Origin of the sequence: Nocardia gipuzkoensis, assembly GCF_021183645.1 — a bacterium.
Classification (GTDB): Bacteria; Actinomycetota; Actinomycetes; order Mycobacteriales; family Mycobacteriaceae; genus Nocardia; species Nocardia abscessus.
Window position 1 is genome coordinate 7,408,986 of the sequence record NZ_CP089225.1, and the last position, 13,852, is coordinate 7,422,837.

Consider the following 13,852-nt stretch of genomic DNA (forward strand, 5'->3'; position numbering starts at 1 on the left):
TCAGCGCCTGCCGCCGCCCCTAGGGGGTGGCCGGCTGGGACAGCAACCCGGGAAGCAGCGCCGCGGCCGCGGTGGCGGTCACCGAACACGTGGTCGCGATCCCCCACCCGACCGGATCCAGCGGGCGGCAACCGAAGTAGGTGCACAGCCCCGGCGTCATCACCACCGCGCCGAGCACCGCGCCGCTGGCGGCCGTGGTGATCCACACCAGGGGGCTGCGGTAGCCGGAGACCAGGGTCTGGCCGAGTTGCGTGCCGATGAGCGCGACCAAGCCGATGGTGGCGGCGCGGCGCTGGGTGCCGGTCATCCGGCCGAGGGTCCAGGCGACCGACGCGCTGGTGGCGGTGGCGACGCCGCGGACGCCGAGGGTGCGCAGCAGGTCCGTGCCCAGGTGCGCCCGCGGGAGTTCGGCGAGCCGTTCGGCCGCCCGCTGCGCCTGCGACTGCGGATCGTCGGTGTCGTCGGGATCGACCGCGTCGCCGTCCCGCGCCAGTGCCAGCGCCATCGCCGGGAACATGTCGGTGAGCATGTTCACCAGCAGGAACTGCCTGGTACCCAGCGGCGCCTGGCCGCTGACGGCGGTGCCGTACAGGGTGAACGCCACTTCGCCCGCGTTGCCGCCGACCAGTACGCCGACGGCGTCGGTGACCCGCTGCCACATGCCGCGCCCTTCGACGAGGGCGTGCAGCAGTACCAGCGGGTCGGGCCGGGTGAGCACCATGTCGGCGGCGTTGCGGGCGGCGACCGAACCCTGTGCGGCCAAACCGATTCCGACGTCGGCGGTGCGGATCGCGGCCGCGTCGTTGCTGCCGTCGCCGGTCATGCCGACGACGTGACCGGCGCGGCGCAGCGCCGCGACGATGCGCACCTTCTGTTCCGGATCGACGCGGGCGAAGACCGTGCCGTGTTCGATCAGCTCCGCCTGCGCGGTCTCGTCGAGACCGTCCAGATCCGCGCCGGTCACCACTTCCCGCGCCTCGATGCCGAGCTGGCGGGCCACCGCCGCCGCGGTCACCGGATGGTCGCCGGTGATCATGCGCACGCTGATCCCGTTCCGCTGCAACGCGGTGACCAGGGGCAATGTTTGCGGGCGCGGAGCGTCGGCGAGTCCGAGGAACCCGAGCAGGGTGAGTTCGACGACCGCCGCCTCGACGTCGTCGGGTTCGGCGCGCAGGTCGCGGCGGGCCACCACCAGCACCCGCAGGCCCTGCTCGGCGAGATCGCGCACCGCCCGTTCGGCGCGCTCACGCACCTGGTCGTCGAAGGGATGATCGGTGTCGTTCGACCGCACCTTGGTGCAGCGCGACAGCACGACCTCGGGCGCGCCCTTCACGATCAGCCGCAGCTTGTCGGCGGTGTGCCCGAGCGTGGCGGCGTAGCCGCGGTTGGATTCGAAGGGGATCTCCTCGATCGGGTCCCAGTGGCGGACGTCGTCACCGAGCACCTCGTCCGCGGCATCCAGCACCGCACGGTCGGTGGCGTGCACGATCGGGCCCTCGGCGGGATCGGGGCAGGCGCGAGCCGCGGCCCGCAGGAGCCGGTGGGCGTCCTCGGAGTCGGCGTCCGGCGACCACTGCGCGTCCAGGCCGGCCAGGGTGGTCAGGCGCAGCCGCCCCTCGGTGAGGGTGCCGGTCTTGTCGAAGCACAGGGTGTCCACCCGGCCCAGCGCCTCCACGGTACGGCTGGCGCGCACCAGCACACCGTGCCGGGAGAGCCTGCGAGCGGCGGCGAGCTGAGCGACGGTGGCCACCAGCGGCAGTCCCTCGGGCACCGCGGCGACCGCGACCGCCACACCGTCGGCGATCGCGGTCCGCAGCGGCCTGCCACGCAGCAGGCCGAGCCCGGTCACGACACCGCCGCCGGTCAAGGTCAGCGGCAGGGCGCGGTCGGTCAAGCGGCGCAACTGCGCTTGCACGCCGCCTTTCTCCGGCGGGATGGCCCCGGCGGCGGCGCGGCCGGCCTGGGTGTCGGAGCCGACGGCCACGACGACGGCCCGGCCGGTGCCGTTGACCACGGTGCTGCCGTCGAAGACCATGCAGGCGCGGTCGGCGACCGACGCGCCCGGGGTGGCGGGAACCTCCTTCTCGACGGTGATCGACTCGCCGGTGAGCCCGGATTCGTCCATCTCGAGGTCGTCGGCGCGCAGCAGCCGTGCGTCGGCGGGGACCACGTCCCCGGCGCGCAGCACGATCACGTCGCCGAGCGTCAGCAGGTTCGCAGGCACCCGGCGCTCGTCCGGTTCACCCGCGTCGAGTTCGGTGCGATCGATCACCCGGGCGGTGAGCCGTTCGCGCTCGAACAAACGGTGCAGCGCGTCCTCGGCGCGCTGGCGCTGCCAGGCGGAGACCAGCGCGTTGACCGCGAGCACCGACGACAGCAGCACCGCGTCCGACGGCGCGCCGAGCACGGCGGTGGCGACCGCGCCGACCCCGAGGATCGGGGTCAGCGGGTCGGCCAGTTCGCGGCGCAGTTGGCCCGCGAACGACGCCGCCGAGGCGATGACGTTCGCCCCTGGGATGCGGGCGGCGGCACTGGGCTGGGCTCGCTCGTCCAGCGCGACGGGCTCGGGCAACCGGCTCAGCACCTCGTCGGGTTCGAGGGCGTGCCAGGGCAGCAGCGGGGCGAGCGTGACCGGTGGCGGCGTCCGTGCCGAACGCCAGCCGGTGTAGGCGCCGCTGAGCAGACCGGTGTAGTGGGCGGCGGTCATGGGTGAGGACCTGCCTGCGCTGCCCGGCGCGACGGCCAGCAGCAGCCCGCCCAGCGCAGCCGCGGACAGGGCCAGCGAGCGGCCGCGTTCACTCACCTGACGCGCCGGGGCCACGGCGGCCAGCACCCGGTGCACCTGGCCGAGGTCGCGGCAGACCGCGTCGGCGGTCCAGGGTATCTGCAGCGCGTTGTCCTCCCGGGTGGCGAGCCCGACCGCCACATCGGCGAACGCCAGTGCCTTGTGCGCGCGGGGACTCAGCACGGCGACGACGTGACCGTCTTGCTGCAAGGTGCGCACCAGCTTGCTCAGCGACCGCGACGGGGAGACGCATTCGTCCGCCAGCGACCGCAACTCGGCGGCGTCCTCGCCCGCGACGAGGGTGATGCGCAGGCCCGCGCTGCGGGCCCGGCCCAGGACGGCGTGCGCTCGCCGGTCGAGTTCGCGTCCGACCAGCACTCGCCCGACCGGTGTCCCGTTGTCGTGCAGTTCCCGCCATACCGGGCGGCGCGTCCCACCCTGATCGACCTTGCCGGTCGCGGGGTGCACCAGCCGCCGCCGGCCGTCGGATGACCGGGCGTGGCCGTTGGACCGGAAGTCGCCCTCCGGGCCTGCGGCGGTCTCCTGATCCCATAGCAGGCGCTGGCCGGCGCTCCACACCTCGGCGAGCGACCATTTCTCGTCGGTCGATTGGGCTTCCAGCACCACCCGGCGCGAGGTCAGCAGCGACTCTCCGTCGACGACCAGTGCCGACAATCGGTCCAGCCGCCGCCATACTCTCGGGTGGATCGTCAGCACTCCCGCGCGGCCCAGCACCGTCGAGACGATGGCGCCGTAGGCCTCCCGGCTCGCCCGCGCCGCCTTGGGCGCGCCGAGCTCCAACGCGTCGGCCGCGCCGAAAAGGCCACGGCCGCCCAGTACCGAGGTGACCGCGCCCGCGAGGGCGCCCACGGCCGTTTCGTCGGCGACCCGTTCGATCGGTCCCTGCGGCATCTCCACGATGCGGGTGGGCGGCGTCAGCGGTTCGCGCACTTCCGCGGGGCGGCGGTCGATCTCGGCCTCCCAGTTGCGCCATTGCGCGTATCTGGTCAGCGACTCGGTCAGGGTGAAACCGCGGTGCACCGCGTCGATCAGGAGGTTCGCCGTCCCCGCGGCGGCGCTGTTGCCCAGGGCGTTGCCGATGGCGTTGGCGGTGGTGAGCACCAAGTCGGTCCGTGTCCGGCCGAGCTGTTCCTCGAGCTGTTTACGCAGCCGGGGCTGGGTGTCGACGAAGGCGGCCGCCGCGCGCAGGACCCGGGCGGGCGCACGCAGCGGAAGCACCGCGCTCACCGTGGACAGTCCGATCGCGCACACGTCGCCCGCGACCTGGATTCCGGCCGCCAGCAGCGGTTCCCGGTCCCCGGGATGCTCGCAGCCGCGGCTCCAGTCCAGGTCGCCCACCGCGGTGTCGGCCTCGACGGACTCGATGGCCGCGACCAAGGCGGGCAGGTCGGCCGCGCCGTGCGCGAGCGCCGCGACGACCCGGCCGGTCACCGCGTTGACCCGCCACCAGCGCACATCGCGGCGCTTGTCCAGAATCTGGTGCAGCGCCTGCGTGACATCGCCGCTCTTGCCGGAGTCCAAACCCCGGACCTCGACCGTGGCGCGGTCCTCGTACAGCGCGACCCGGCGGCGGGAACGCAGCGCATGCGGATCGACCAGTGCCGCCAGTTCGTCGCGCAACTCCTCGTCGCGGCGCAGATTCAGCAGCGACGCACCCGCTCGCGCGCCCGCGGCCACCATCTGCACCGGCGCCTGCGCCGCTTTGGTCCCCAGATCGACGGCCTTCTCCACACCCGCGCGGGCCATCTCCGCCGCGACGGAGGTCGGCGCTTCGAGCCACCACGGTGAGACGACTCCGCGTAGTAAAAAGCTCATACCCGGCGAGCTACCCAGGCGCGGACAGAGCAAACCGGACCGCCTGCGGTCGCGGACGACCGCGGCCGGGTCCGGTGCGGACCCGCTGCCCCGGTCAGTTCGTGGCGGTCGGGTCGAGGACGATCTTCACCGCACCGTCGGTTTTCTGCTGGAACATGGCGTAGGCCCGCGCGGCGTCGGCCAGCGGCAGGCGGTGGGTCGCGAAGGACTCCACACCCAGCGGGTCGCCGTCGCGCAGCAGCGGCATGATGTCGCCGACCCACCGTTTGACGTTCGCCTGACCCATCCGCACCTGGATCTGCTTGTCGAACAGCACCCGCATCGGCAGCGGGTCGAGCATGCCGCCGTAGACGCCGATCAGCGAGATCGTGCCACCGCGACGCACGATGTCGATCGCGGAGTGCAGCGCCGCGAGCCGATCGATGCCCGCGGTATCCATCACCTTCTGCGCCACCGCATCCGGCAGGAACGCCGCCGAGCGCTGCGCCACCGAGGCGATGGGCGAGCCGTGGGCCTCCATCCCGACCGCGTCGATGACCGAGTCGGTGCCCCGGCCGTCGGTCCAGCCGCGGATGATGTCGCCGACCGGCTCGTCGACCGACTCCAGGTCGATCACCTCGACGCCGCGCTCGGCCGCCCGTGCCAGCCGCTCGGGCACCCGGTCGACGCCGATCACGCGATAGCCGCGATGGGCCGCGACCCGGCAGGCCATGTCCCCGATCGGGCCGAGGCCGAGCACGGTCACCGATCCGCCGTCCGGCACCGCGGCGTACTCCACCGCCTGCCAGGCGGTGGGCAGCACGTCGGACAAGTACAAGAACCGCGAATCGGGCGGGCCGTCCGGCACCTTGACGTGGGTGGCGTCCGCATGCGGCACGCGCAGATACTCCGCTTGGCCGCCGGGCACCTGCCCGTAGAGCTTCGAATAGCCGAACAGCGCCGCCCCGCAGCCGTACTTGCGGACCTGGGTGGTCTCGCACTGGGTGGGCAGGCCGGTCCGGCACATGTAGCAAGAGCCGCAGCTGATCTGGAACGGGATCACGACGCGGTCGCCGCGGGCCAGGTCCGTGACGGCCGAACCGGTCTCCACCACCCGTCCCATCGGTTCGTGGCCGAGCACGTCGCCGCTGCTCATGTACGCGCCGAGCACTTCGTACAGATGCAGGTCGGATCCGCAGATGCCGGTGGAGGTGACCTCGATGATCGCGTCCGTCGGGGCCTCGATCCGCGGGTCGGGCACCGTCTCGACGGCGATCTTGCGTCGTCCTTGCCAAGTCACTGCCTTCATCCGGCACTCCTCGGGTCGGGGTCGATACGTCCCGGTCCTACCCGGGGACCTCCGCCCGAAACTTCGGCGGCGTATGCCCGACCGGCGGCAGGGTAGACGCCGGGCCCGCGGGGCCCGCATTCGCCGCGTGCGTCACCGGCCTGCACGCCGGACGTGTGCCGCGGCCGATTTCGGGTAGGCGGAAGCCGTGGACCATACACGAGCTCCTCTGCTGGAAGCGCTTGCCGACTATCACCGGCTGGGCCGGTACGGCTTCACTCCGCCCGGACATCGGCAAGGACGCGGGACCGACGAACGCGTCCTGGACGTCATCGGCCGCGACGCGTTCGCCGCCGATGTGCTGGCGATCGCCGGCCTGGACGACCGGCTCGCGCGCGGCGGCTATCTCACCCGCGCCGAGGCGCTGATGGCCGACGCGGTGCGCGCGGAATCCGCGTTCTTCTCCACCTGTGGCAGTTCGCTGTCGGTCAAGGCCGCCATGATGGCGGTCGCGGGCGGACACGAGGGCGGCCTGCTCATCCCGCGCGACAGCCACAAGTCGATCGTGGCCGGTCTCATCTTCTCCGGTGTCCAGCCGCACTGGATCACGCCTCGATGGGACGCCGAGCACCACCTGTCGCATCCGCCCTCGCCCCAGCAGGTGCGCGAGGCGTGGGAGGAGTATCCGGACGCCGCGGGCGCGCTGATCGTGAGCCCGAGCCCCTACGGCACCTGCGCGGACATCTCCGCCATCGCCGACGTGTGCCACGAGCGTGGCAAGCCCCTCATCGTCGACGAGGCGTGGGGCGCGCACTTGCCGTTTCACGAAGACCTGCCGACCTGGGCGATGGACGCGGGGGCGGACGTCTGCGTGGTCAGTGTGCACAAGATGGGCGCGGGCTTCGAACAGGGCTCGGTGTTTCACCTGCAAGGCGATCTCATCGATCCGATCCGGCTCAGCGAATGCGCCGACCTGCTGATGACCACCAGCCCGAATGTCCTGGTCTACGCCGCGCTCGACGGCTGGCGCAGGCAGATGGTCGAGCAGGGACACGAACTGCTCACCGCGGCGCTGCGAGTCGCCCAACAGGCCAGGCGGCAGCTGGGCGAGATACCCGGCATCAGAGTGCTGGAAGACGAGCTGCTCGGCGCCGAAGCCTCGCACGACCTCGATCGGCTGCAGGTGCTCATGGACGTGTCCGGCACCGGAGCCAGTGGCTACCGAGCCGCGGACTGGTTGCGCGAGCACCGCCGCCTCGACGTGGGACTCAGCGACCACCGCCATGTGCTCGCCACGCTGTCGATCGCCGACGACAAGGACACCGTCGACACCTTGGTCGACGGCGTCGCGGCATGGCGCGACCAGCTGACCGATCCCCAGCCGCCCGCCATCCACCTGCCCTCACCGCAAGACCTGCAATTGGACACCGTGATGCTGCCGCGCGACGCGTTCTTCGGCCCGGTCGAGCCGGTGGACGCCCACGACGCCGTCGGCCGCGTCGCCGCCGAGCAGCTCACGCCGTACCCGCCGGGCATTCCGGTGGTCGTGCCCGGCGAGCGGATCGACGCGGCGGTCGTCGACTACTTGCGCACCGGGCTCGACGCGGGAATGAACGTGCCGGACGCCACCGATCCCCAGCTGCGCACGATCCGTGTCGTGGCAAAAGGTTGAGCCCGGAACATGCTGTGATCAGGAGGTTTTCCCTATGGCCGGACCGACAGCCGTCGCCCTCGTGTGCACGCTGAAGAAGTCACCCGCCGAGTCCAGCAGCGACCTCATCGCCCGCCAGGTGCTCGATGAGCTGGCCCAGCACGACGTGCAGGGCTCGGTACTGCGCGTGGTCGACTACGAGGTGCTGCCCGGAGTCACCGCCGACGAGGGCCCCGGCGATCAGTGGCCTGCGATTCGCGAACGGATCGCCGCGGCCGACATCCTGCTGGTCGCCACACCCACCTGGGTCGGGCACATGTCCTCGGTGGCGCAGCGGGTGCTGGAACGATTGGACGCCGAATTATCCGAAACCGACGACGAGGGCAGGCCGGCGATGGTCGGCAAGGTGGCCACCGTCGCGGTGGTCGGCAACGAGGACGGCGCGCACAAGATCGTCGCCGACCTGTATCAAGGGCTCAACGACATCGGATTCACCATCCCCGCGCAGGGCTGTACGTATTGGAACGATCAAGCCATGGGCGGTACCGACTACCAGGATCTCGACTCGGTGCCCAAGGCGGTGGCCTCGGCGACCGCGGCGCTGGCCAGGAACGCCGCCCACCTGGCCAAGGTGCTCGACACCCAGCAGTACCCGCCCGCGGGGTGATTCCGCGGCGACCGGTCCCGCGACCTCCCGCCGGCCACCGGCGGGAGGTCGCCGCGTTCAGGCCAGTACCGCGTCGACCGTCTTCTTCAGCGCCGAAGGCTTGGCGGGCGAGGTCGGCGCCTTCTTCCGTAGTTCCTGCAGCCGGGCCCCGATGTCCTGAAGTTGCTTGCGCCCCAACTGCTCTCGCACCTTGGGGAACCAGTCGTTCTCTTCCTCATCGATGTGGTGGTCGACGTTCTCGATCAGCACGGTGGCCTTGGCGGTGAAGTGCTCGTCGTCGGGCTTCATCATCGCCAGCTCGGTAACCAGCACATCGGCGACGTGATGCTCCTCGTAGGACTCCAGGATGTCCTCCTGGAGCCCGGGAACGAGTTTGCGCACCTCCGGATACATGCACTCGTTCTCCAGATAGGTGTGCACGGTGAGCGCCTCGATGATCTTGTTCACCACCTCCCCCTTCCGCTCGACGGCGTCCTCCCCCTCCTTCTCGAACTCGCGGAACAGCTTCCGGATCGCCTTGTGATCCTCGCGCAGCAGTACGATCGCGTCGGTCGTCATCGCTTTCTCCTCGCCTCGGATGCCGGTCTGTTGCCGACATTCCCGGCGCCACGGCGCCGAAACACCACCGGATGCCGTGCGGCCGGACCGGTATCGGGCCGTAAGGTGGGCAGCAGACAGCGCAGGAAGGACGCAGATGCCACAGGCGGACGAGTACGCACACGAACTGGCCGAACTGGCGCGGGGCGCGCAGATCACCGTCGCGGTCGCCGAATCGCTCACCTCGGGCCGGTTGTCGGCCACGCTGGGGGCGGCGTCGAACTCGTCGGAATGGTTCCGCGGCGGCCTCGTGGCCTACAGCTCGGAGGTCAAGCACACCGTGCTCGGGGTGCCCGACGTGCCGGTGGTGTCGCAGACCGCGGCCGAAGCGATGGCCACCGGCGTGCGAGAGTTGCTGAACGCGGTTGTGGCCGTGGCGGTCACCGGTGCGGGCGGCCCTGATCCGCAGGACGGCGAACCGCCGGGCTCGGTCTGGTTCGCCATCGCCACCGAGCACGCCGTGCGCGCATGGCACCGCCGGTTCGACGGCGACCCGTCCGACGTGGTCGCCCAGACCGTTGCCTGCGCGACCGAGTCGCTGCTGGACACCGCGCGCGTACTGCGCTCGCATCATTCGCCCGCGTGAACGCCGGTCATGACGAACGGCGATGCTTGCGGTGGCTGGTGTCGCAGAACGGATAGTTCTTCGAGCGCCGGCACAAGCACAGCGCCACCATGAACCGGTCGCAGCGGATCGTCCGGCCGTCGGCGGTGACCAGCTCCACCGGGCCCTCGATCAACGCGGGACCGTCGGCGGTGAGCGTCACGCGGCGCCACTGCTCATTGTCGGATGCGGTCGGCACGGAGCACCACCAGATCTTCCATACGCTGGCCGGGCTCGATCAGCCCGGCCGACTCCAGCCACCCCGCGCGGCGGCGCAGCACCGGCCCGAACGGCACGGTCGCCCGTGCCACGACGGCGGCCTTCAACTCCAGCGCGCGCAACTGGTCCAGGGTCGTATCGGGATCGCACAGTGCCGAATGCACGATCAACGCGACCCCCCGTGGTTTCAGCAGGGCGGGCAGCGCCGCGCACAACTGGTCGAGTATCGTCCTGCCGCCGGTCCCGGCGTCCCACGCACGTGCGATACCGCGGGTGTCGGTGCCTTCGGGAGCGGGGACATAGGGTGGGTTGGCCAGCACGAGGTCGAAGCTGCGTCCGCCGAGTACCGCGCCGAAATCACCGCGCAGCACCTCGGCGTCGATGCCGCGCAGCCGGCAGTTCAACCAGGCCGACACCACCGCGGAGCGGGATACATCCACCGCGGTCACTCGCGTCGCTCCCGTTCGCGCGGCGGCCACGGCCAAGGCGCCGGTGCCGGTGCACACGTCCAGGGCATGTCCGCCGCGCGGAACGCCCGCCTCCGACAGGGCGCGCACGAGCAACCACGTGTCCAGCTGCGGCGGATAGACGCCGGGGGGTCGAATCAACATCACTTTTCGCGGATAACCCGCTGAACGCCGCTTAATCGTCCGCGCCGACGGCTCCGCTCCCGGATGCGCGCAACGAGCTGCGACCCGCGCGCCAGGCGTCCAGCACATGATCGGCGAATCGGTCTTCCAGCAAGTTCGTCACCTGGATGCCGAACGCCACCGACTCGGTGAGCCCGGGTTCCTGCCGCAGCAGGTCGCCGATCACGCCGGTCCGCATGACCTGCTCGTGCACGGCGTCGGCTTCGACGTGCTCGCGATAGAACAGCACACACGCCGGATCGGCGTTCAAACGCCGCAACGCCTCCACCATGCGCTGGGCTCCGGGCGGCGAAGTGATCTCCACCGTCGCGAAATGGCCCACCAGCGCCCCGCGCCACGACCGGTGCAGACCGAACAGCGACATCATGTTCACCAGCGCCAGCATCGGCGCGGGAACCACGTCCAGATAGTGCAGGTACGCCGGATCCAGCCCGGCGCCGACCAGCAGATCGGCGTACAGCTGCGCGTGCACGCGTTCGCCGCGTCCACCTCCGAACTCGTCGAACTCCACCGCCACCAGCGATGCCTTGGCCTGTCCGCGCAAGCGCGGGATCACCCAGGCGTAGGGGTCGGCCTCCTTGTGGTGGTAGATCGAACGATGCACGAAGTACTCGCGCATCTGCCACCACTCGCCCTCGTCGCGCAGGAACCGGCTGACTCCGGCCGGGTCGGCGGGAGTGACCAGCAACTGATCGAGTTCGGCGTCGAGATCGGCTCCGCCGGGCACGTCCTCGCGCAACGCCCCCAGGAACCGCTGTTCCAGCGCGGCGCGCAGACCGAGCAGGCCCGGGTCCCATTCCCATCCCGCGTCCACCGCCGCGAAGCCGTGATAGTGCAGCTCATAGCAGGTGTGCAGGGCCAGATGCAGATCCTCGCCGTACGGATCCGCCGGACCCGGCTCCGGGACCGAACCGCCCGGTTCGCCGCGCAGCAACTCCACTACCGCCTCGGACAGCTCGCCGCGGGGCTGGGGCAGTTCGTGTGTCTGGGCGCCTGTCATGACCGTCATAGTGGTCGCTTACCCCGGTCCGCCGCCGTTATCGCGGCCCGGCACGGAAAGAATCCGCCTGCGCGCCTCCCGCGCCGCCGCCGCGGCGGCGCGGGAACTCGCCCGGAACTACCCGTTCGCCTTTTTGTACGCCTCGACGACCTCGGCCGAGATCCGGCCGCGCGCCGAGACGTCGATTCCGTTTTTGCGCGCCCATTCCCGGATAACCGTGGCCTGCTCCCGATCGTTCGCCGAACGCAGGACACCGCCGCGCCCGCGCCGCGTGCGACCGACTTTGCGGGCGTACGGAACCCACTGGTCGAAGAATCCGCGCAACTGACCGGCATTGTCCGCCGACAAGTCCATCTCGTAGGCCACGCCGTCCACGGCGAAAGACACAGTTTCCTCGGCCTGAGACTTGCCGTCGTAGTCATCGACCAGAGTCACGACGACCTTGCGTGCCATAGAGATAATCCCTTCACGGTTACCGAGCGCGTGCAGTCGAAAAAACAATCGTAGCCAGTAGATAACAGATCAGTTCCACCACGGGAACAGCGGGGTCCCTGCCGCGGCACGAGACGCGTGCGGCGAACAGTGCACCGCCGGGACAGTGGAGCCTTCACATATTGCACGCGCAACCGGCCGACCGGCAAACGGCACCTACCGGAACGCCCCTGCCGTACTCCGACGGCGGCGTTGCGCGGCGACGCGCGGACGCTCGGTGCGGCGCGGCCCGCACCCGGATCTCGACGCTTCCATGGCGGCAGCCCAGCGCGCTCGGAAAATCCTGCCGCACGGACGCCGAATGCGTCGGCGCCGAGTACCTGCCGCCTCGGACCACCCGACGTAATCGCAAGCGGGCCGCCGCATTCCGCATGCGCGGTGGAGAGGCGGAAACCTCCCCACAGCTGAGAAGGCGACGACGCGGACGCCGCCTTAGTCTGGACGACGCCCGGTCCAGCCGGAATACTGGCGTGCGCCGGTTTCGCCGGAGTCGACCACCCCGGGTATGGCGCATTCGGTCGACTCACCGCTCGGAAGAAAGGACCATCTCCCGATTCTGCAGACAGGCAGTCGGCCCGTTGAGGACGGCGGGGGGCCGAGTACCGTTCCGAACTCTGTCGAGCGAGTGGGACGTCCGCGCGACGCGGATCCCAGCAACGAATCAGATGTCGGCCGATTCGCGGAATTCGGCCAGACGAGCCCAGTGCACGAGCGGAAGTCGATAGTATGCGTGTGGCCTTGTTGCCCGCAGGTACCAGGGGCGATCATCAACCGTATCTCGCGTTGGCGGACGAGTTCCGCGCCCGCGGGCACGACGTGGAAATCACCGCCACCCGCAATCAGGCGCACATCGTGCGCAATGCGGGCTTCGAACCCCATGTGATTCCCTTCGACGCCGCGGAATTGCTCGAGACGCCCGCGGCCAGACAGGCATTGGCCTCCGGCAGGACGCTGCCGTTCATTCGCATCATGCTCGACACGGTGAAGATCATCGAGGGTGGGCGCGGGGTGGCGATGCACGAGGTGCTCGCGAAAGCCTGCGCGGACGCGGATGTCGTCGTCGCCTGCGCGTCGACATTGCCCTGGGCGATGGAGTTCCGGGAGAAGACCGGTACGCCGGTGATCGGCTGCCTGCCCTACCCGCTCGAGCGCACCGGAGAGTTCCCGTCGTCGTTCATGGCGAAGAACATGACGTCGTCCCGGATTCTGTCGCGCGCGAGTTATAGCCTTTTCGAATTGTCCTATACGTTCCTGTATCGCAAGGTCGATCGCCAATTGCGTCAGCAGATGGGGCTGCCGGGCAAGCCACGCAATCCTTTTCGGCGACTGCGCGACGAGCGGATACCGCTGGTTCACATGGTGAGCCCGGTGCTGTTGCCGAAGCCGCACGATTGGCCGGAACGCGCGACGGTCGTCGGCGCCCCCATACTGCCGCAGCGGCTGCGGGACGCCTGGGGTGAAGCGGTCATCGACCCGGAACTCGACGCCTGGCTCGGCGAAGGCGAACCACCGATCTATTTCTGCATGACCGGAATGCCCGTCGTCGACCCGGTGGAGTGCCACCGGATGATCGCCACGGTCTGTGCGCGACTGGGCGCGCGGGCCCTCGTCACGGTGAAAGGCGAGGGATTTCCGAAGGGATTCAGCGCCGATCGCGCTCTGCTGGTCATCGATTCGTTCGACTACGACCGAGTGCTGCCGCGCTGCCGCGCCGTGGTGCACCACGGCGGCAGCGGAAACACCCACGACGTGGTGCGCGCGGGAATTCCGGCCGTGGTGATCCCGGTGCACAGCGATCAATTCTTCTACGGCTGGCGCATCGCCGGGCTCGGTATCGGAGCAACGTTCCCGTATCGCCGGATCACTCCGGATCGCCTGTACCAGGCGCTGGCCCGAGCCCTCACGCCGCAGGCGCGGCAGCGAGCCGAGGAGATCGGCCGCACGGTCGGGGCGGAGAACGGTGTGCTCGCCGTGGTCGACGCCGTCGAGAAACTCGCCACCGCGGCCACCTGACCATGAGACGCCGGACGGCGCCCGTGGGAATCGCGGCATCGTCCGATGAGCGCACGACCCCCGTGACAGTC

The 13,852-nt window shown here is 70.3% G+C and carries 11 protein-coding genes; 4 read left to right on the forward strand and 7 right to left on the reverse strand.

The window, feature by feature from the left end:
* Positions 1 to 19: 19 nt before the first annotated feature.
* Positions 20 to 4,621, reverse strand: a complete 4,602-nt coding sequence (locus LTT66_RS33725; RefSeq protein ID WP_233062538.1) for a cation-translocating P-type ATPase — start codon at positions 4,619 to 4,621, stop codon at positions 20 to 22.
* A gap of 94 nt (positions 4,622 to 4,715) precedes the next feature.
* Positions 4,716 to 5,909: a zinc-dependent alcohol dehydrogenase gene (locus LTT66_RS33730; protein WP_233062539.1), complete on the reverse strand. Its 1,194-nt coding sequence runs from the start codon at positions 5,907 to 5,909 to the stop codon at positions 4,716 to 4,718.
* Positions 5,910 to 6,096: 187 nt separating this feature from the next.
* On the opposite strand from LTT66_RS33730, the gene LTT66_RS33735 reads away from it, so the two are divergent.
* Together LTT66_RS33735 and LTT66_RS33740 are read left to right on the forward strand one after the other, a co-directional pair.
* Entirely contained in the window at positions 6,097 to 7,560 is a 1,464-nt protein-coding gene (locus LTT66_RS33735) for an aminotransferase class I/II-fold pyridoxal phosphate-dependent enzyme (protein ID WP_233062540.1), read from the forward strand.
* Between the two features lie 34 nt (positions 7,561 to 7,594).
* Positions 7,595 to 8,206: a flavodoxin family protein gene (locus tag LTT66_RS33740; RefSeq protein WP_233062541.1), complete on the forward strand. Its 612-nt coding sequence runs from the start codon at positions 7,595 to 7,597 to the stop codon at positions 8,204 to 8,206.
* Positions 8,207 to 8,263: 57 nt separating this feature from the next.
* On the opposite strand, the gene LTT66_RS33745 is transcribed toward LTT66_RS33740, so the two are convergent.
* Entirely contained in the window at positions 8,264 to 8,764 is a 501-nt protein-coding gene (locus tag LTT66_RS33745) for a hemerythrin domain-containing protein (protein ID WP_233062542.1), read from the reverse strand.
* A gap of 136 nt (positions 8,765 to 8,900) precedes the next feature.
* Between LTT66_RS33745 and LTT66_RS33750 the strand changes: the two genes are divergently transcribed.
* On the forward strand, positions 8,901 to 9,389 hold the full coding sequence (locus tag LTT66_RS33750; RefSeq protein WP_233062543.1) for a CinA family protein: 489 nt from the start codon (positions 8,901 to 8,903) through the stop codon (positions 9,387 to 9,389).
* A 7-nt stretch (positions 9,390 to 9,396) separates the two neighbouring features.
* Here the strand turns inward: LTT66_RS33750 and LTT66_RS33755 are convergent, their stop codons facing one another.
* The 4 genes from LTT66_RS33755 to LTT66_RS33770 all read right to left on the reverse strand — a co-directional run bounded on the left by LTT66_RS33755 (position 9,397) and on the right by LTT66_RS33770 (position 11,729).
* The gene (locus tag LTT66_RS33755) at positions 9,397 to 9,606 is read right to left on the reverse strand and encodes a CDGSH iron-sulfur domain-containing protein (protein ID WP_181723959.1); all 210 of its coding nucleotides are present in this window, start codon (positions 9,604 to 9,606) and stop codon (positions 9,397 to 9,399) included.
* Entirely contained in the window at positions 9,584 to 10,237 is a 654-nt protein-coding gene (locus tag LTT66_RS33760) for a HemK2/MTQ2 family protein methyltransferase (RefSeq protein WP_332909655.1), read from the reverse strand. Before LTT66_RS33760 ends, LTT66_RS33755 begins: the two co-directional genes overlap by 23 nt.
* Before the next feature lie 31 nt (positions 10,238 to 10,268).
* Positions 10,269 to 11,285 (reverse strand): iron-containing redox enzyme family protein, encoded by a 1,017-nt coding sequence (locus tag LTT66_RS33765; protein ID WP_408638704.1) that lies wholly within the window; start codon positions 11,283 to 11,285, stop codon positions 10,269 to 10,271.
* A gap of 108 nt (positions 11,286 to 11,393) precedes the next feature.
* Entirely contained in the window at positions 11,394 to 11,729 is a 336-nt protein-coding gene (locus LTT66_RS33770) for a histone-like nucleoid-structuring protein Lsr2 (protein ID WP_043725771.1), read from the reverse strand.
* A gap of 765 nt (positions 11,730 to 12,494) precedes the next feature.
* On the opposite strand from LTT66_RS33770, the gene LTT66_RS33775 reads away from it, so the two are divergent.
* Positions 12,495 to 13,781, forward strand: a complete 1,287-nt coding sequence (locus LTT66_RS33775) for a glycosyltransferase (protein WP_233062546.1) — start codon at positions 12,495 to 12,497, stop codon at positions 13,779 to 13,781.
* Positions 13,782 to 13,852: the final 71 nt, after the last annotated feature.